This window comes from Kitasatospora sp. NBC_00374 (genome assembly GCF_041434935.1).
Lineage (GTDB): Bacteria > Actinomycetota > Actinomycetes > Streptomycetales > Streptomycetaceae > Kitasatospora.
Genome location: NZ_CP107964.1, coordinates 2,553,797 through 2,572,648, shown reverse-complemented (window position 1 = coordinate 2,572,648; position 18,852 = coordinate 2,553,797). Strand labels below are relative to the sequence as shown.

Genomic DNA, 18,852 nt, shown 5'->3' with positions numbered 1-18,852 from the left:
CTCCGGCCTCCCGGCACACCTTCCCCGGTGCCTGGCGGCCCCTCCTTCCCCAGGCGAGCGGGCGGGGACCGCGGGCGGCGTGCGGCCGGTGCGGCCCGGTGGGCCAGAATGGGAGCAGCCGTCCGGCCCCGGGCGGTCGCACCGAGGAAGGGCGCCACCGCGCAATGACGAACGACGCTCCGGCACCCAAGCACGTCCCGGTGATGCTGCAGCGCTGCGTGGACGCGCTGGCGCCGGCCATCTCCGCACCCGGCGCGGTCGTGGTGGACGCCACCCTCGGCCTCGGCGGCCACAGCGAGGCGCTGCTCAGCCAGTTCCCCGAGGTCAGGCTGGTCGCCGTCGACCGCGACCCGGCCGCGCTCAAGCTCTCCGCCGAGCGCCTCGCCCCCTTCGGCGAGCGGGCGACCCTCGTGCACGCCGTCTACGACGAGATCCCGCAGGTCCTGGCCGACCTGGGCATCCCCGAGGTCCAGGGCGTCCTGTTCGACCTGGGCGTCTCCTCGATGCAGCTGGACGAGGCCGAGCGCGGCTTCGCGTACGCCCAGGACGCCCCGCTCGACATGCGGATGGACCAGACCCGCGGCCTGAGCGCCGCCGAGGTGCTGAACACCTACAGCCACGGCCAGCTCGCCCGGATCCTCAAGGTCTACGGCGAGGAGCGGTTCGCGGGGAAGATCGCCTCGGTGATCCTCCGCGAGCGCGAGAAGGAACCGTTCACCAACAGTGCGCGTCTGGTCGAGTTGGTACGCAACGCCATCCCGGCCGCCACCCGGCGCACCGGCGGCAACCCGGCGAAGCGCACCTTCCAGGCCCTGCGGATCGAGGTCAACGGTGAGCTGGAGGTGCTGGACCGGGCCATCCCCGGCGCGCTGGAGTCGCTGGCCGTCGGCGGTCGGATCGTGGTGATGTCCTACCAGTCCCTGGAGGACCGCCTGGTGAAGCAGTACCTCACCGCGGGGGCCACCAACACCGCCCCGCCCGGCCTGCCGATCATCCCCGAGGAGCACCAGCCCTGGCTGAAGCTCCTCACCCGGGGGGCCGAACTGGCCACCGAGCAGGAGATCGAGGAGAACCGGCGCGCCGCACCCGTACGGCTGCGGGTGGCGGAGAGGATCAGGGACAACCGGGGCTGACCGCCGGAGCAGCCCCGCGGACTCGTCGCGAGCCGAAGGGCGCGCCGGCGCCGAGAGCACCGGGTGGAGAGCGCCCGGAGGCGAGCGAGGACAACACAGAGGGAGAGCAGCGGTGCCGGTGGCCGACGGTGGGCGGGCCAGGGGGAGTGGTCGGCTCCCGGGGCAGGGCGGCAGGGCGCGGATCACCGTGCGTCCCGGTGCGCGCCAGGCCCGGGGGCGCACGCCGTTCGCCGTGCTGGTGGTGGCGCTGCTCTCGGCCGGGCTGCTCGGGCTGCTGACGCTCAACACCGCGCTGAACGAGAACTCCTTCGAACTCGCCCGGCTGAAGCGGCAGACCACCGAGCTGACGGACCGCAAGCAGTCCCTCCAGCACCAGATCGACCAGTACTCGGCGCCCGACGCGCTGGAGCGGCGCGCCCTCGAACTGGGCATGGTGCCCGGCGGTGACCCGGCCTTCCTGCTGGACGACGGCAAGGTGCTCGGCAAGCCCGCCCAGGCCCAGGACGCGCCCCCGGTGAAGCGTTCCGGCAACGGCCTGTGGCAGCAGCCCGACCCCAGCCCGCAGCAGCCCGCCCCGCAGCCCGCCCAACCGTCGTCCCAGCCGTCCGCCCAGCCCACCGGCCAGTCCGCGCCCCCGGCCGCCGCCGACGGCGGGGTCGAGATCGCCCCGCTGCCGCCGGCCGGCCAGGGCGCCACCCCGTCAGCCCCGGCCGGAGGTACGCCGCGATGAGCACGCCCCGTCAGCCGTCCCGAGGCTCCGGCGAGCGCCGCCCGCCCCGGCCGGCCCGCCCCGGCGAGCAGCGCCCCCGCACCCCCGGCCGCGGCCGGCCGAACAGCGCCGCCCGCCCACCCGCCGGCCGCCCGTGCGACGCCCCGCCGCCCGGACGCAGTCGCGCCCGATCACGCTTGCCGACCCGCGCCGCCGGCTGCGCCTGGTGACCGTCGGACTGGCGCTGGTCTTCACGGTCTTCGCGGGCCGCCTGGTCCAGCTGCAGCTGCTCGACTCGGACGCGCTGGCGGCGGCCGCGAGCGCCAACAAGTACATGAAGATCGAGCTGCCCGCCGAGCGCGGTTCGATAACGGCCGCCGACGGCACGGTGCTCGCGACCACCGTGGACGCGTACGACATCGTCGGGGACCCGACACTGCTCACCCCGGGCGCACTGCACCTGGCGGACGCCCCCGAGCAGGCGGCCGCGCTGCTCGCGCCGATCCTCGGCCAGCCGAAGGAGAAGCTCGCCGCCGCGCTGCACCTGAACCAGAAGAACCCGAAGAGCCAGTACGCGCCCCTGGCGTTCCGGCAGACCCCGGAGGTCAAGAACCGGATCAGCGAACTCAAGGCGAGCCTGGGCCGGCAGACCGACACCGCGGCCTGCCGCGGCCAGCGGCAGCTGCTCGGCAAGCCCGCCGAGCAGGGCGGCCGGCAGTTCCTCGACCCGGCCTGCGTCAACCCGCTGACCGGGATCGCCAGCACGGAGAGCACCCGCCGGGTCTACCCCGCCGACGGACTGGCCGCCAACCTGGTCGGCTTCGTCAACTCCGAGGGCGTCGGCACCGGCGGCCTGGAGCTCCAGTACCAGCAGGACCTGGCCGGCACACCGGGCCGGACCACCTACGCCTCGGCCGGCGGCCGGATGGTGGCCACCGCCGGCGGCAGCCGCCAGGACCCGGTACCCGGTGCGGACCTGCGCCTCACCCTGCACCCGGACATCCAGTGGGCGGCCCAGCGGGCCATCACCGACCAGGTCTCCAACGCGGGCGCGGAGAAGGGCTACGTGATCGTCCAGGACGTGAAGACCGGTCAGGTGCTCGCGATGGCCACCTCACCCGGCTTCAACCCCAACGACCTCACGGCCGCCAAGTCCGAGCAGCTGGGCAACGCGGCGCTCCAGGACGCGTACGAGCCGGGTTCCACCGCCAAGCTGATGACCATGGCGGCGGTGCTGGACACCGGCAAGGCGACCTGGGACACCAGGGTCACCGTGCCCAACACGCTGCAGCGCTCCGACCGGGTCTTCCACGACGACGTGGACCACGAGACCTGGTACCTGACCCTCGCCGGGGTGCTCGCGAAGTCGTCCAACATCGGCACCATCGAGGCGGCCGAGACCCTGGGCGCCGACCAGGCGGAGTCCAACAAGGTGCTCGCCGGCTACCTGGACCGGTTCGGCATCGGCAAGCCCACCGGCCTGGGCTTCCCCGGCGAGACGAGGGGCATCCTCGCCAAGCCGGAGGACTGGAAGGGATCGCAGCAGTACACCATCCCGTTCGGCCAGGGCCTGTCGGTCAACGCGCTGCAGGCCACCTCGGTCTTCTCCACCATCGCCAACGGCGGGGTGCGGGTCGCGCCGAGCCTGCTGATGGGGACCACCGGGCCGGACGGCCGCTACACCGCGGCCCCGGCCGGGGCCTCCGCCCGGGTGGTCGGCGAGCAGACCGCCAAGACCCTCACCGAGATGCTGGAGTCGGTGGTGACCGACGAGCAGGGCACCGGTACCAAGGCGGCCATCCCCGGCTACCGGGTGGCCGGCAAGACGGGCACCGCCAACCGGGTGGACCCGAAGACCGGCAAGTACGCCGGCTACACCGCCTCCTTCATCGGTTTCGCCCCGGCCGACCAGCCCCGGGTGACGGTCTCCTGCGTGATCCAGAACCCGGTCAACGGCCACTTCGGCGGCCAGCTCTGCGGGCCGGTCTTCAAGCAGGTGATGGAGTTCACCCTGAAGTCCCTGCAGGTACCGCCGAGCGGCAGCGACGCGCCCAACCTGCCCGTCGAGTGGAAGCCCTGATGCACAGCACCCCGGACCAGAACAGCGGCACCCCGTCCCCCGTCGGTACCGGAACGACCGGCACGGGCGGGTCGGACCCGCGCCGTACCGCCCCCCGTTTTGGCCCTGGGGGTACTTCGGCCGATAGCCTTCGCGCCGTGCCGAAACCCGATCAAATCTCCGCGAGCCCGCCCCGTCCCACCGAGGAGGCGGCGATGCCGTTCGCCGAGGTCGCCCGACTGCTGGGCCTGGAGCCCGTCGACGGGCCGCAGGTCACCGGCATCACCCACGACTCCCGGGCGGTGCGCCCCGGTGACGTGTACGTCGCCTTCCCGGGCGCCAACCACCACGGCGCGGCCTTCGCCGCCGCCGCCGTCGCCGCGGGTGCGGCCGCCGTGCTGACCGATGCCGCCGGGGCCGAGCTGGCCGCCGACTGCGGCGCCCCACTGCTGGTGGTGGAGAGCCCACGGGCGTCCATGGGCGAGCTGGCGGCGGCGGTCTACGGCCGGCCGAGCGAGCAGCTGCTGATGATCGGGCTGACCGGCACCAACGGCAAGACCACCACCTCGTACCTGGTCGAGGGCGGTCTGCGCGGGGCCGGGCAGCTTCCCGGCGTGATCGGCACCGTGGAGATGCGGGTCGGCGACGAGCGGATCAAGAGCGAGCGCACCACCCCGGAGTCCACCGACCTGCACGGCGTCCTCGCGGTGATGCGCGAGCGCGGCGCGGACGCGGTCGTGATGGAGGTCTCCAGCCACGCACTGGTCTTCGGCCGGGTCGACGGCGTGGTCTACGACGTGGCGCTGTTCAACAACCTCACGCCGGAGCACCTGGACTTCCACCCGGACATGGAGGACTACTACCGGGCCAAGGCCCGGCTCTTCCAGCCGGACAAGGCCCGCCGCGGGGTGGCCAACCTGGACGACGCCTACGGGCGCCGGCTGGCCGCGGAGGCGCCGATCCCGATGGCGACCTTCTCCGCGCTGGGCGACCCGGACGCCGACTGGCGGGCGCTGGACGTCCGGCTCGGCCCGGCGTCCTCCGCCTTCACGGTGGCCGGCCCGGACGGCGCCCTCGCGGACGCCTCGGTGCCGCTGCCCGGCCCGTTCAACGTGGCGAACGCGCTCGGCGCGATCGCCGCCCTGGTCACCGCGGGTGTCCCGCTGGCCGCCGCGGTGGCCGGTGTGGCCGCGGTCCCGGGCGTGCCCGGCCGGCTGGAGCGGGTGGACGCCGGCCAGCCGTACGTGGCCGTGGTCGACTACGCGCACAAGCCGGACGCCCTGAAGGCGGTGCTGGAGTCGCTGCGCGAGGTGACCAAGGGCCGGCTGCACGTGGTGGTCGGCTGTGGCGGCGACCGCGACCCGTACAAGCGCGGACCGATGGGCGCGATCGCCGCCCGGCTGGCCGACACCGCCGTGCTGACCAGCGACAACCCGCGCTCCGAGGACGCGCTGGCGATCCTGGTCGCGATGCTGTCCGGCGCCGCCGAGGTGCCGGAGGCCGAGCGCGGCGAGGTGCTGGTGGTGCCGGACCGGGCCGCCGCGATCGCCCGGGCGGTGGCGTACGCGCACGCCGGGGACACCGTCCTGGTGGCCGGCAAGGGCCACGAACTGGGCCAGTACGTCCGGGGCGAGGTCCGCCCCTTCGACGACCGGCAGGTACTGCGCGAGGCCATCGAGCGCAGCCCGGCCGAGCGAGCAAGCCGAGGAGCTGAGCAGTCGTGATCGCACTCACCCTGGCCGAGGCGGCCGCCGTGGTCGGCGGCACCCTCGACGGCGCGGACCCGCAGGCGCGGGTCACCGGCGCCGTGGTGGTCGACTCCCGGCTGGTCGAGCCGGGCGGGCTGTTCGCCGCCGTGCTCGGTGAGCACGTGGACGGCCACGACTACGCCGAGCGCGCGATCGCGGACGGCGCCGTCGCGGTGCTGGCCTCCCGGCCGGTGGGCGTGCCGGCGATCCTGGTGGACGACGTCGTCCAGGCGCTGGGCCGACTCGCCCGCGGCGTCGTGGAGCGGGCCCGGGACACCGCGTTCGTCGCCCTGACCGGTTCGGCCGGCAAGACCTCCACCAAGGACCTGATCGGCCAGCTGCTGCAGCGCCGCGGCGAGACGGTCTTCCCGCCCGGCTCGTTCAACAACGAGATCGGCATGCCGCTGACCGCCCTGCGGATCACCGGTTCCACCCGGCACCTGGTGCTGGAGATGGGCGCGCGCGGCAAGGGCCACATCGACTACCTGACCGGCATCGTGCCGCCCACCGTCGGCGTGGTGCTCAACGTCGGCACCGCGCACGTCGGCGAGTTCGGCTCCAAGCAGGCCATCGCCGAGGCCAAGGGCGAGCTGGTCGAGGCGCTGACCAGCGAGGGAGTCGCGATCCTGAACGCCGACGACCCGCTGGTGCGGGCGATGGCCGAGCGCACCAAGGCCCGGGTGGTGTTCTTCGGCGAGAGCCGGGACGCCGAGATCCGGGCGGAGGGCGTTCGCCTGGACGACACCGGACGGCCATCGTTCACGCTTGTCACCCCGGCCGGTTCCGCAGCCGTGAAGCTGCGCCTGTACGGTGAGCACCACGTCTCGAACGCCCTCGCCGCCGCTGCGGTGGCGGTGGAGCTCGGGATGTCCGTCGACGACGCCGCCGAAGCCCTCAGCGAGGCGGGCGCGCTGTCCCGCTGGCGCATGGAGGTCGTCGACCGGGCCGATGGTGTCACCGTCGTCAACGACGCCTACAACGCGAACCCCGACTCGATGCGGGCCGCGCTGCGGGCACTCGCGACGATGGCGGGCCGGGGTCCGGAGCGCCGCCGTACCTGGGCGGTGCTCGGAGAGATGCGGGAGCTCGGCGAGGAGAGCCTCGACGAGCACGACGCCATCGGGCGGCTCGCGGTCCGACTCGACGTCACCAAGCTGGTGGCGGTCGGCGGACGGGAGGCGGCCTGCATGGAACTGGGCGCGAGGAACGAAGGTTCGTGGGGTGAGGAGTCGGTGCTGGTGTCCGACGCGGACGCGGCGGTCGAACTGCTGCGCAGTCAGCTTCAGCCGGGGGACGTGGTGCTGGTGAAGGCCTCCCGTTCGGTCGGCCTGGAGAAGGTCGCCGAGGCGCTGCTCTCGGACGGAGCCGTGCGATGAAGCAAATCCTCTTCTCGGGCATGATCGGCCTGGTGCTGTCCCTGCTCGGCACCCCGGCGCTGATCAAGCTGCTGGCCAAGCACGGCTACGGCCAGTACATCCGCGACGACGGCCCCAAGGCCCACCACAGCAAGCGCGGTACCCCCACCATGGGTGGCATCGCCTTCATCCTGGCGACGCTGATCGCCTACGCCGTCACCAAGGCGATAACGGGCGAGTCGCCCACGGCATCCGGCCTGCTGGTGCTGTTCCTGACCGCGGGTCTGGGCCTGGTCGGCTTCCTGGACGACTACATCAAGGTGGTCAAGCGCCGCTCGCTCGGCCTGCGCGCCAAGGCGAAGCTGGCCGGCCAGTCGCTGGTGGGTCTCGCGTTCGCGATCCTCGCGCTGCAGTTCAAGGACGCCCGCGACCTCACCCCGGCCTCCCAGCACCTCTCGTTCGTGCGGGACTTCGGCTGGTCGGTCGGGCCCGTCCTGTTCGTCATCTTCGCGTACTTCATGATCGCGGCGATGTCGAACGGCGTGAACCTGACGGACGGTCTGGACGGCCTGGCCACCGGCGCCTCGGTGATGGTCTTCGGCGCCTACACCTTCATCGGCGTCTGGCAGTACAGCCAGAGCTGTGCGTACGCGATCACCGCCACCGCCAGCTGTTACGACGTCCGCGACCCCCTGGACCTGGCCATCGTCGCCGCCGCGCTGATGGGCTCCTGCTTCGGCTTCCTGTGGTGGAACACCTCGCCGGCCAAGATCTTCATGGGTGACACCGGCTCGCTCGCCCTCGGCGGCGCGCTGGCCGGCCTGGCGATCTGCTCCCGCACCGAGCTGCTGCTCGCCCTGCTGGGCGGCCTCTTCGTGGTCATCACCCTCTCGGTGATCATCCAGGTCGGTTCGTTCCGGATGACCGGCAAGCGGGTCTTCAAGATGGCCCCGCTCCAGCACCACTTCGAACTCAAGGGCTGGAGCGAGGTGCTGATCGTGGTCCGGTTCTGGATCATCCAGGGTCTGTGCGTCGCGGTCGGCCTCGGCCTCTTCTACGCAGGATGGGTAGCCGGATGACCTCCAACCCCGAGTGGCCGGGCCTGCCGGTCGTGGTGGCCGGCGTCGGCCTCTCCGGGATCAGTGCCGCCCGGGTGCTGCACGGCCTGGGCGCCCGCGTCACGGTGGTGGACGGCGGCGACGGCGAGGCACAGCGGGCCAGGGCCGCCGAGCTGGAGGCGGCGGGCATCGCCGTCCGGCTCGGCGACGGCGAGACCCTCCCCGAGGGCACCCGGCTGATCGTCACCTCGCCCGGCTGGCCCCCCAGCAGCCCGCTGTTCACCGAGGCCGCGCTCGTCGAGGTCCCGGTCTGGGGCGACGTCGAGCTGGCCTGGCGACTGCGCCGCCCGCTGCCGGAGACCGGCGAGCCGGCCCCCTGGCTGGCGATCACCGGCACCAACGGCAAGACCACCACCGTCCGGATGCTCGCCTCGATCCTCACCGCGGCCGGCAAGCGCACCGCCGCCGTCGGCAACGTCGGCGTCTCGGTGCTGGACGCCGTGCTCGCCGAGGAGCCGTACGACGTGCTCGCGGTCGAACTCTCCAGCTACCAGCTGCACTGGGCGCCCAGCCTGCGCCCGCACTCGGCGGCCGTGCTCAACCTGGCCCCGGACCACCTCGACTGGCACGGCACCATGGAGGCGTACGCCGCCGACAAGGGCCGGATCTACGAGGGCAACCGGGTCGCCTGCGTCTACAACCTCGCCGACCCGGTCACCGAGGAACTGGTCCGCGGCGCCGACGTCGAGGAGGGCTGCCGCGCGGTCGGCTTCGGCCTCGGCGCGCCCGGTCCGTCGCAGTTCGGCGTGGTCGACGGACTCCTGGTCGACCGGGCCTTCGTCCGGGACCGGCAGAAGAACGCCGCCGAGATCGGCGCGGTCGAGGACGTCCACCCGCCGGCCCCCCACAACATCGCCAACGCCCTGGCCGCCGCCGCGCTGGCCCGCGCCTACGGCGTGGACTCCAAGGCCGTCCGGGACGGCCTGCGGGCCTTCCGCCCGGACGCGCATCGGATCGCCGAGGTCGCGGTGGTCGGCGAGGTCACGTACGTCGACGACTCCAAGGCCACCAACACCCACGCCGCCGCCGCCTCACTGGCCGCGTACCGGCCGGTGGTGTGGATCGCCGGCGGCCTGGCCAAGGGCGCGACCTTCGACGAGCTGGTGGTCGGCGCCGCGTCCCGGCTGCGGGCCGCGGTCCTGATCGGCCAGGACCGCGAGCTGATCCGGGAGGCGCTGGCGCGACACGCGCCGGATGTGCCGGTGATCGAGGCGGCCGCGGGCCAGACTGGCGCGGTGGCGATGGCCGAGGCGGTCCGGGCGGCGGCCGGCCTCGCCCAGCCGGGTGACACCGTCCTGCTGGCCCCGGCCTGCGCCTCGATGGACATGTTCACCGACTACGGCCAGCGCGGCGACCTGTTCGCCGCGGCCGTCCGGGAGCTGGAGAAGTAGCGGCGGCAGCGCAGCACGGCGAGTCGACGGACGCGCCGGCGCCGCGGCCCCGCCCACCCCGGCCCGCACGGCCGGGGCGGGGCGCGGGCCGCGCCGCCGGACAGGACGAGGGTGGGGGCACGTGGCGGGTGACGGCAAGGCGGGAACCACCGCACCACCCGAGCGGTCCGCACCGCTCAGGCTGATCTCGGCGACCACCACCACCTTCAAGTCGGCCGGGCCGGTCGCCCGGGCCCGGGCCTTCCGGGCCCGCTTCCGGTACACCCTGGACCGGCCGCTGACGCCCTACTACCTGATCCTGGGCTCCACCCTGCTGCTGGTCGTGCTGGGCCTGGTGATGGTGTTCTCCGCCTCGCAGAGCGTGGTCACCGACAACCACCTGCCGATAACCTTCTTCTTCCGCAAGCAGCTGGTCGCCCTGCTGCTCGGCGCGGCCATGGCCCTGGTGCTGGCCCGGGCGCCGGTGAAGGGCCTGCGGGCGCTCGCCTACCCGGCGCTGCTCGGCGTGCTGGCCGGCCTGGTGCTGGTGGCCGTTCCCGGCATCGGCACCGAGGTCAACGGCAACCGGAACTGGATCAGCCTGGGCTTCTTCCAGGTCCAGCCCTCCGAGTTCGCCAAGCTGGCCCTGGTGCTCTGGGGCGCCGACCTGCTGGCCCGCAAGCAGAAGACCCACATGCTCGACCAGTGGAAGCACCTGCTGGTGCCGCTGGTGCCGGGCACCGTGCTGCTGATGCTGCTGATCATGATCGGCGGCGACATGGGCACCACCATGGTGCTGGTCGGCATGCTCTTCGGTCTGCTCTGGATGGTCGGCGCCCCGATGCGGCTGTTCGCCGCCACCCTCGGCATCGCGGTGGTCGCCTGCACCGCCCTGATCATCACCGTGCCGCACCGCCTGGACCGGCTCGGCTGCGTCGGCGTCACCAAACCCGACCCGGGCCTGAACTGCTTCCAGGCGCTGCACGGCCTGTACGCCTTCGCCGCCGGCGGCCCGTTCGGCTCCGGACTCGGCGCCGGCGTGGAAAAGTGGGGCCAGCTGCCCGAAGCGCAGACCGACTTCATCTTCGCCGCGACCGGCGAGGAACTCGGCCTGGTGGGGACGCTGTCGGTACTCGGCCTCTTCGCGGCACTAGGGTATGCGGGTATCCGTGTGGCTCTCGGCACCAAGGACCCGTTCGTCCGGTACGCCGCGGGAGCGGCCACCACGTGGATCATGGCGCAGGCCGTGGTCAACCTGGGGTCGGCACTGGGACTCCTGCCCATCGCGGGCGTCCCGCTCCCGCTGTTCTCGTACGGCGGCTCCGCCATGCTGTCGGCCATGTGCGCCATCGGGGTGCTGCTCTGCTTCGCGCGCAGCTCCCCGGGGGCGAAGGCGGCCCTGGCCGCCCGGAGCTCGAACTCCCGGGTCAGGCCCGTCCTGGCCCGGGTGCTGCCACGACGACGGACCACAGCGCGCAAGGCCTCCCGGCCGCCGCGCAGGGAGCGGTGAATTTCGGTGCATGTCGTACTCGCCGGCGGCGGGACCGCCGGCCACATCGAGCCGGCCATGGCCCTCGCGGACGCCCTCCGCAGGCACGACCCGTCGATCGGGATCACCGCGCTCGGCACCGAGCGCGGCCTGGAGACCCGGCTGGTCCCCGAACGGGGCTACCAGCTGGAGCTGATCCCGGCCGTCCCGCTGCCCCGCAAGCCCACCCCCGAGCTGATCACCGTCCCGGGCCGGCTGCGCGGCACCGTCCGGGCCGCCCAGGAGATCATCGAGCGGGTCAAGGCGGACGCCGTGGTCGGCTTCGGCGGCTATGTCGCGATGCCCGCCTACCTGGCCGCCAAACGGGCCGGCGTGCCGATCGTGGTGCACGAGGCCAACGCCCGCCCCGGCCTGGCCAACAAGATCGGCGCCCGGTACAGCGACTTCGTCGCCGTCTCCACGCCCGACTCCAAGCTGCGCGACTCCCGCTACATCGGGATCCCGCTGCGCCGCACCATCGCCACCCTGGACCGCAACGCGGTCCGCCCGGAGGCCCGGCACTACTTCGGGCTCGACCAGCGGCTGCCCACCCTGCTGGTCTCCGGTGGCTCCCAGGGCGCGCGCCGGCTGAACGAGACCGTCCAGGCGATCGCCCCCCGGCTCCAGCAGTACGGGGTGCAGATCCTGCACGCGGTCGGCCCGAAGAACGAGCTGCCCCACATCGACGACATCCCCGGGATGCCCCCGTACCGGGCCGTGCCGTACGTGGACCGGATGGACCTGGCGTACGCCGCCGCCGACCTGATGCTCTGCCGGGCCGGCGCGATGACCGTCGCCGAGCTGGCCGCGGTGGGCCTGCCGGCCGCCTTCGTGCCACTGCCGATCGGCAACGGCGAGCAGCGGCTGAACGCCCAGCCGATGGTCAAGGCGGGCGGCGGCCTGCTGGTCGACGACGCCGAGCTGACCCCGGACTGGGTACTGCAGAACGTCCTGCCGGTGCTCACCGACCCGCGCAGGCTGTGGGACATGAGCCGGGCCGCCGCCGAGTTCGGCCGCCGGGACGCGGACGACCTGCTGGTCGGGATGGTCTACGAGGCGATCGACGCCGCCCGAGGTGGTCGCCGACGTGGCTGACGCCCCGGTCCTCGACGACCGGCTGGAGGACGAGGAGGACGGGGAGGAGCGCGCTCCCCGGCTCCGGCTCTCCCGGCGGGGCGTCGTGGTGCTGGGCGTGCTGGCCGCGCTGGTGGCCGGCACGCTCGGCTGGCTGGTGTTCCTCTCGTCGGCGCTGGAGGTGCGCACGGTCGCCGTCCAGGGCCTGGAGAGCGGGCACCTGAGCGAGGACGAGGTGCGGCGGGCGGTCGGGGCCGAGCAGGGCCGCCCGCTGGCCCGGGTCGACCTCGCCGCGGTGGAGCGGCGGGTCGGTGCGGTGCCCAGGGTGGCCGGCGTCGAGGTGTGGCGCGGCTGGCCGCACACCCTTCGGGTGAAGGTGACGGAGCGCCGACCGGTGGCCGCGATCCACACCGAGAACGGCCGGTTCCTCCAGGTCGACGCCGGGGGCAGGGAGTTCGCGGACGAACCTCAACCCCCGGGCGGGGTTCCGGTGGTGGAGCTCCAGCTCAGTGCGCAGGCGAACGAGGCGCTGGGCGTGATCGACCGTCCGGCCCTGGTGCGGGCGGCCGTCGTCGTCGCGGCGGGCCTGCCGCCCGAGGTCGCCAAGCGGGCCGGCGCCGTCCAGGTGCACTCCTGGGACGACATCCGGCTCCAGCTGCGCGACGGGGTGACGGTGCGGTGGGGGAGTGCCGAGCGGACCGCGCGCAAGGCCGTGGTGCTGACCGCGCTGCTCGGCCGGAAGGCCGCGAATTATGACGTGAGTGCGCCGGACGCACCGGCTGTGTCGGGATGATCCGGTAAGTTCTGTGCCTGAGGGCGGTATTGACGGGGCTCCGGCTCCGGTCCGACTCTTGGTGGTCACCCCGGTTTCACCGAGGGGTCGATGATCACATAGGCTCAAAAGAAAAAAGGGAAGCTCGGCGTGTTCGTTGAACACGTACCGTCCCGCAACCTACTGTCCTGTTCACCAGGCTGTGTCGGACAGTGATGTGACACAGGAACAGCAGTAACCCTAAACCTCAAGTTCAGGGTTCGGGTCGGCGGTCGGCATTTCGGACAATCCGTCCGAAAGCGCGCTCCCCACCCATCGACATCCGTCGGCCTTCACCAACGCGGGGAGCCGACCCGGAAATTCGAGGCGAGAGGCCTTCGACGTGGCAGCACCCCAGAACTACCTCGCAGTCATCAAGGTTGTCGGAATCGGCGGCGGTGGTGTCAACGCCATCAACCGGATGATCGAGGTCGGGCTCAAGGGCGTCGAGTTCATCGCGATCAACACCGATGCGCAGGCCCTCCTCATGAGTGACGCCGACGTGAAACTCGATGTGGGCCGTGAACTCACCCGGGGCCTCGGCGCCGGCGCCAACCCCGACGTCGGCCGCAAGGCCGCCGAGGACCACCGTGAGGAGATCGAGGAGGTCCTCAAGGGGGCCGACATGGTCTTCGTCACCGCCGGCGAGGGCGGCGGCACCGGCACCGGCGGCGCGCCCGTCGTGGCCAACATCGCCCGCTCGCTCGGCGCGCTGACCATCGGCGTGGTCACCCGTCCCTTCACCTTCGAGGGCCGCCGCCGGGCCAACCAGGCCGAGGACGGCATCGCCTCGCTGCGCGAGCAGGTCGACACCCTGATCGTGATCCCCAACGACCGGCTGCTGTCCATCTCGGACCGCCAGGTCAGCGTGCTGGACGCGTTCCGCTCCGCCGACCAGGTGCTGCTCTCGGGCGTCCAGGGCATCACCGACCTGATCACCACCCCGGGCCTGATCAACCTGGACTTCGCCGACGTCAAGTCGGTCATGTCCGACGCCGGCTCGGCGCTGATGGGCATCGGCTCGGCCCGCGGCGAGGACCGCGCCAAGGCCGCGGCCGTGATGGCGATCTCCTCGCCCCTGCTGGAGGCGTCCATCGACGGCGCCCGCGGCGTGCTGCTCTCCATCTCGGGCGGCTCCGACCTCGGCCTGTTCGAGATCAACGAGGCGGCCCAGCTGGTCAGCGAGGCGGCGCACCCCGAGGCGAACATCATCTTCGGTGCCGTCATCGACGACGCGCTGGGTGACGAGGTCCGGGTCACCGTGATCGCGGCCGGCTTCGACGGCGGGCAGCCGCCGGCGATCGTCCGCGAGCCGGTGGTGAAGTCCGGCTCGACCGCCGCCCCGGCGAGCACCCCCGAGCGCCCGGCCACCCGCCCGTCCTACGGGACGATCGGCTCGGTGACGGCCCGTCCGGAGGAGGCCGCCCGCACCGAGGCGCCGGCCCCCGCCACCACGACCGCCGCCCCGGTGCCGCCGCAGGTGCAGCCGGTCCGGCAGCCGTACGTCGAGAGCCCGGCCGAGGAGCTGGACGTTCCCGACTTCCTCAAGTAGGTAAAGCCCCGAAGTGCTCGGACCGACACTTCGTCACGGTGCTCACTTCGCCTCCACCACCCGGTGGGGCGGGGTGGGCACCGTGCCGTGTGGGGGGCCGTGGCCCGGCCCGGGCGTCCGGTGTCCGCACCGGACGGATCCGTCGGTGTGGCGACGGTGCCGGACGAGCACATGATCACCGAATTGGTGCGATCATCTGTCTGCACCCTTGGGTCGGTCGATCACTTCTCCTACCGTCGCGAGCAGCTGACCGGCCGGCTCGCGAGCCACATCTGGTTGGGTCCTGAACTCTCATGACGAATGACATCTACGGACCGTTCCCGGGAAGCGCGGCGTTCCTCGCGGCTCTGACGGAGCGGCAGCGCGCCCGGTACGAGGAGCTCGGCACCAACCTGGAGGTGGTCGAGCGCCGGATCGCCGACGCCTGTGCGGCGGCGGGGCGGCCTCGCTCGGAGGTGTCCATGGTCGTGGTCACCAAGACCTACCCCGCCGAGGACACCGCGCTGTTGGCCGCCCTGGGCGTGACCGAGGTCGCGGAGAACCGGGACCAGGACGCCGCCCCCAAGGCGGAGACCTGCGTGAACCTGCCGCTGACCTGGCACTTCGTCGGCCAGCTGCAGACCAACAAGGCCCGCTCGGTCGTGCGGTACGCGGACCTGGTGCACTCGGTGGACCGGCCCCGGCTGGCCGAGTCGCTCGGCGCCGCGGTGCTGAAGGCCGAACGCGTCCCGCTGGGCTGCCTGGTGCAGGTCGCCCTCGACAAGGAGGCGGGGGAGGGGGAGCACCGGGCCGGCGTGGCCCCGGCGGACGTGCCGGCGCTGGCCGACCTGATCGCCGACACGCCCGGGCTGCAGCTGGCCGGTGTGATGACCGTCGCTCCGCTGCAGGGGCCGCTGGCCGGCGATCCGGCCCGGGCCTTCGGGCGGCTGGCGGAAATCGCAAGCGCCGTACGCGCGACCCATCCTGCTGCCACGATGGTTTCGGCAGGGATGAGCGGAGATCTGGAGCAGGCCGTGGCAGCCGGAGCGACACATGTGCGCGTCGGGACGGCGGTCCTCGGAGTGCGGTCACCGCTCGGGTAACGTCACCGGGTAGTAGATCAGACTGCAGGACAAAATAGGACAGAACCTAGCAGCTTTTCAGAGCGCTAGCGAACCGTGGATCGCGCCTCCGCACCCCCTCCCTCACGGCTTGACGCGCCGTCGGCCTGACGGCCGGTGAGTGGGCGGCGGAATCCGCAGGCGAAGACCGTAGTCGGAGCCGATCCACCACAGAGCGGAGGAGACAGGAGCATGGCCGGCGCAATGCGCAAGATGGCGGTCTACCTCGGCCTCGTGGAGGACGAGACGTACGACGGCCAGGGGTACGACCCCGACGACGACTACGACTCGGACCCCGAGCCGATCCGGACCGGGCGGACGGAGGACCTGAGGTCCGCGGCAGCCACCCAGCCCGCCCCGGCGCCGGTCGCCCACATCGCTCCCCAGCCGGTGCCGGCCGCCGTGCCGATCCGGCAGGAGGCGCCGCGGATGGCGCCCGTGTCGTCCATCACACCCGACCGTCGCCACAACGTGGAGAAGAGTGCCCCGGTGATCATGCCCAAGGTAGTGAACGAACGAGAGCCCTACCGCATCACCACGCTGCACCCGCGAACCTACAACGAGGCCCGTACCATCGGGGAACAGTTCCGCGGCGGGACACCTGTGATCATGAATTTGACCGAGATGGACGACACGGACGCCAAGCGACTCGTAGACTTCGCCGCTGGACTCGTCTTCGGTCTGCACGGCAGTATCGAGCGCGTGACCCAGAAGGTGTTCCTCCTGTCTCCTGCTAACGTCGATGTCACGGCGGAGGACAAGGCTCGGATCGCCGAGGGTGGGTTCTTCAACCAGAGCTGACCCGGCCACGACTTTACGTGTGGATCGAGCAACAGTGTGTGACTGACGGAATGCTGGCAGGGGAGAGGGAGACAGATGGGGATCGTCGGCGCGGTGCTCTACTGGGCGCTGACCGTCTTCCTGCTGATCCTGCTCCTCCGGCTGGTGATGGATTGGGTCTTCCAGTTCGCCCGCTCGTGGCGTCCGGGCAAGGCCATGGTCCTGGTCCTGGAGGCCACGTACACTGTCACGGATCCGCCACTCAAGCTTCTTCGGCGGTTCATCCCGCCGTTGCGTCTCGGGGGCGTGGCGCTCGACCTGTCCTTCTTCGTTCTGATGATCATTGTGTATGTCCTGATCTCGCTCGTGCGGTCCCTGTCGGTGTGAGCGATGCGACAGGATTCCGGAGTGCCGACGATCACGTTGAGGTGAAGAGATGCCATTGACCCCCGAGGACGTTCGGAACAAGCAGTTCACGACCGTCCGGCTGCGCGAAGGCTATGACGAGGACGAGGTCGATGCCTTCCTCGACGAGGTCGAAGCCGAGCTGACGCGTCTGCTGCGCGAGAACGAGGACCTGCGCGCCAAGCTGGCGGCAGCCACTCGTGCCGCCGCGCAGAACCAGGCCAATATGCGTAAGGAGCAGCCCCCGCAGGACGCCCGCCCGGGCGCCCCGGTGCCCGCTGCCATATCCGGCCCGCCGGTGCCCGGCCAGCAGCAGGGCCCCGGTCCGCAGCAGATGGGCGTCCCGCAGCAGCAGATGGGCAACCAGCCGCTCGGCCTGCCGTCCGGCGCCCCGCAGCTTCCGGCCGGTCAAGGCGGCCCGATGCAGCAGCAGATGGGTCAGCCGCAGCTCGGCCAGCAGATGGGCCAGCAGCAGATGGGCCAGACCATGGGCGGCCAGCAGCAGCTGGTGCAGCCGATGGGCGGTCAGATGCTGCAGCCGATGGGCAACCCCATGCAGCAGCAGATGGGCCAGCAGCAGATGGGTCAGCCCATGGGCGGCCAGCAGCTGCAGCCGATGGGCGGCCCGATGGGCCAGCAGCTCGGCGGCCCCATGGGCGGCCCGATGCAGCAGCAGCAGGGTCCCGGTGGCGACAGCGCGGCCCGCGTGCTCGCCCTGGCCCAGCAGACCGCCGACCAGGCGATCTCCGAGGCCCGGTCCGAGGCCAACAAGATCGTCGGCGAGGCCCGCAGCCGCGCCGAGGGTCTGGAGCGGGACGCCCGCGCCAAGGCCGACGCCCTGGAGCGGGACGCGCAGGAGAAGCACCGGGTGGCGATGGGCTCCCTGGAGTCCGCCCGCGCGACGCTGGAGCGCAAGGTCGAGGACCTGCGCGCCTTCGAGCGTGAGTACCGCACCCGCCTGAAGTCGTACCTGGAGACCCAGCTGCGCCAGCTGGAGTCGCAGGCCGACGACTCGCTCGCCCCGCCGCGGATCCCCGCCACCGCCTCGCTGCCGCCGGCCGCGTCGTCGATGGCGCCGGCCGGTGCCTCCTCGATGAGCAGTGCCACCCCGAGCTTCGGCGGCCAGCCGTCGTTCGGTGGCAACGGCCAGTCCTTCGGCGGCCAGAACTCCTTCGGCGGCGGCAACGGGCAGCCCTCCTTCGGCGGCCAGTCGGGTGTCGGCAACGGCGCCCCGCAGATGGCCCCCGCGGGGATGACCCAGCCGATGGCCGCGGTCCGTCCGCAGCCTCCGCAGCCGATGCAGCAGGCTCCGGCCCCGATGCGCGGCTTCCTCATCGACGAGGACGGCGACAACTAGACAGCACCACGAAGGGCGCCCCCGCCGTGACTCCGGTCACGTGCGGGGGCGCCCTTCGTGGTGCTGCGGGGCGGTGCTGCGGGGTGGTGCGGCTCCTGCGCGGTGCTGCCGGCCGGCGGTTCTCCGTCAGCCGGCCCGGCGGCAGGCCGGGCCTTCCGCGATCCGGCTGCTGCGGGCGGCCCCGGCGGCGGGACGCCGACCTTTGCGGAGGGCCGGCAGATGGCAGGTGAGCTGCTGGACCGCGTGCCCGGTGCGGACCAGCGCGAGCTTCCTGTTGTACGTGCGGCGCGGGATGCCGATCAACATGCAGAACCTTGAGACCGGCATCTCCGCATCGGTGCGAATCATCTCAAGGTCCTGGAAGGGAAAGCTTGCTCTTCGCTGTTCATCCAGACCCGGAGCTGTACGCGGACCTCGTCCAGCGCCGCCCTCAGGTTGTCGATCTCGGCCTTGAGCGCGCTCTCGCGCGCCGTGGCGCGCTCGGTCCGTGCCGTACCGCTCAGTCCTTCACGGCCGCCCTGGATGAACTGCTTCTTCCAGTTGCCGATGGTCTGCTCGGAGAGTCCGTGCTTGCGGGCTGCCGCAGCGATCGTCGACTCTCCGGCCAGGATGCTCAGTACGATGTGGAGTTTGTCCTCCACCGGTAGTGCGGGTGGACGTGCCATGCTCGTCCCTCCTGGTCCAGGTTGCTCCAAGTCGTCCTCGTCCCAGGCGCCCGGGGGCCGCCCGAAGTGCACCGGGCCCGTCGAGGGT

At 72.3% G+C, this 18,852-nt stretch carries 17 protein-coding genes; 15 read left to right on the top strand and 2 right to left on the bottom strand.

The genetic code is table 11. From position 1 onward, the window contains the following. The first annotated feature begins 164 nt into the window (after positions 1-164). From rsmH to OG871_RS11415, 15 genes are all read left to right on the top strand, one after another. Positions 165-1,133: a 16S rRNA (cytosine(1402)-N(4))-methyltransferase RsmH gene (gene rsmH, locus OG871_RS11485; protein WP_371496547.1), complete on the top strand. Its 969-nt coding sequence runs from the start codon at positions 165-167 to the stop codon at positions 1,131-1,133. Between the two features lie 187 nt (positions 1,134-1,320). Next, positions 1,321-1,863 carry a septum formation initiator family protein gene (locus OG871_RS11480; RefSeq protein WP_371496545.1) on the top strand — a complete coding sequence of 181 codons (543 nt, stop codon included), beginning with the start codon at positions 1,321-1,323 and terminating at the stop codon, positions 1,861-1,863. A 205-nt stretch (positions 1,864-2,068) separates the two neighbouring features. Continuing rightward, the gene (locus tag OG871_RS11475) at positions 2,069-3,922 is read left to right on the top strand and encodes a peptidoglycan D,D-transpeptidase FtsI family protein (protein ID WP_371496544.1); all 1,854 of its coding nucleotides are present in this window, start codon (positions 2,069-2,071) and stop codon (positions 3,920-3,922) included. Then, positions 3,922-5,625 (top strand): UDP-N-acetylmuramoyl-L-alanyl-D-glutamate--2,6-diaminopimelate ligase, encoded by a 1,704-nt coding sequence (locus tag OG871_RS11470; RefSeq protein ID WP_371496542.1) that lies wholly within the window; start codon positions 3,922-3,924, stop codon positions 5,623-5,625. The genes OG871_RS11475 and OG871_RS11470 overlap by 1 nt, the downstream gene beginning before the upstream one ends. Continuing rightward, the gene (gene murF / locus OG871_RS11465) at positions 5,622-7,025 is read left to right on the top strand and encodes a UDP-N-acetylmuramoyl-tripeptide--D-alanyl-D-alanine ligase (RefSeq protein ID WP_371496540.1); all 1,404 of its coding nucleotides are present in this window, start codon (positions 5,622-5,624) and stop codon (positions 7,023-7,025) included. The genes OG871_RS11470 and murF overlap by 4 nt, the downstream gene beginning before the upstream one ends. Beyond that, positions 7,022-8,083 (top strand): phospho-N-acetylmuramoyl-pentapeptide-transferase, encoded by a 1,062-nt coding sequence (mraY, locus tag OG871_RS11460; RefSeq protein ID WP_371496538.1) that lies wholly within the window; start codon positions 7,022-7,024, stop codon positions 8,081-8,083. Before murF ends, mraY begins: the two co-directional genes overlap by 4 nt. Next, on the top strand, positions 8,080-9,513 hold the full coding sequence (gene murD, locus OG871_RS11455) for a UDP-N-acetylmuramoyl-L-alanine--D-glutamate ligase (RefSeq protein WP_371496536.1): 1,434 nt from the start codon (positions 8,080-8,082) through the stop codon (positions 9,511-9,513). Before mraY ends, murD begins: the two co-directional genes overlap by 4 nt. 121 nt (positions 9,514-9,634) lie before the next feature. Next, positions 9,635-11,002 (top strand): putative lipid II flippase FtsW, encoded by a 1,368-nt coding sequence (gene ftsW / locus OG871_RS11450; RefSeq protein ID WP_371496534.1) that lies wholly within the window; start codon positions 9,635-9,637, stop codon positions 11,000-11,002. Between the two features lie 6 nt (positions 11,003-11,008). Continuing rightward, complete coding sequence (gene murG / locus OG871_RS11445; protein ID WP_371496532.1) at positions 11,009-12,115, top strand: undecaprenyldiphospho-muramoylpentapeptide beta-N-acetylglucosaminyltransferase; 1,107 nt, start codon at positions 11,009-11,011, stop codon at positions 12,113-12,115. Then, on the top strand, positions 12,108-12,887 hold the full coding sequence (locus OG871_RS11440; protein WP_371496530.1) for a cell division protein FtsQ/DivIB: 780 nt from the start codon (positions 12,108-12,110) through the stop codon (positions 12,885-12,887). Before murG ends, OG871_RS11440 begins: the two co-directional genes overlap by 8 nt. Positions 12,888-13,248: 361 nt before the next feature. Continuing rightward, positions 13,249-14,457, top strand: coding sequence for a cell division protein FtsZ (ftsZ, locus tag OG871_RS11435; RefSeq protein WP_371496528.1), 1,209 nt, complete (start codon positions 13,249-13,251; stop codon positions 14,455-14,457). Between the two features lie 293 nt (positions 14,458-14,750). After that, positions 14,751-15,539: a YggS family pyridoxal phosphate-dependent enzyme gene (locus tag OG871_RS11430; RefSeq protein WP_371496527.1), complete on the top strand. Its 789-nt coding sequence runs from the start codon at positions 14,751-14,753 to the stop codon at positions 15,537-15,539. Positions 15,540-15,749: 210 nt separating this feature from the next. Then, complete coding sequence (locus OG871_RS11425) at positions 15,750-16,358, top strand: cell division protein SepF (protein WP_363637616.1); 609 nt, start codon at positions 15,750-15,752, stop codon at positions 16,356-16,358. Positions 16,359-16,433: 75 nt separating this feature from the next. Continuing rightward, on the top strand, positions 16,434-16,724 hold the full coding sequence (locus OG871_RS11420; RefSeq protein WP_363637618.1) for a YggT family protein: 291 nt from the start codon (positions 16,434-16,436) through the stop codon (positions 16,722-16,724). Positions 16,725-16,773: 49 nt separating this feature from the next. Further along, a complete protein-coding gene (locus tag OG871_RS11415) occupies positions 16,774-18,099 on the top strand; it encodes a DivIVA domain-containing protein (RefSeq protein ID WP_371496524.1) in 1,326 nt (441 codons plus the stop codon). Positions 18,100-18,225: 126 nt separating this feature from the next. Here OG871_RS11415 and OG871_RS11410 read toward each other — a convergent pair whose 3' ends face one another. Both OG871_RS11410 and OG871_RS11405 read right to left on the bottom strand, forming a co-directional pair. Next, a complete protein-coding gene (locus OG871_RS11410; RefSeq protein WP_371496522.1) occupies positions 18,226-18,405 on the bottom strand; it encodes a hypothetical protein in 180 nt (59 codons plus the stop codon). 38 nt (positions 18,406-18,443) lie between these two features. After that, a complete protein-coding gene (locus tag OG871_RS11405) occupies positions 18,444-18,764 on the bottom strand; it encodes a transposase (RefSeq protein WP_371496520.1) in 321 nt (106 codons plus the stop codon). Positions 18,765-18,852: the final 88 nt, after the last annotated feature.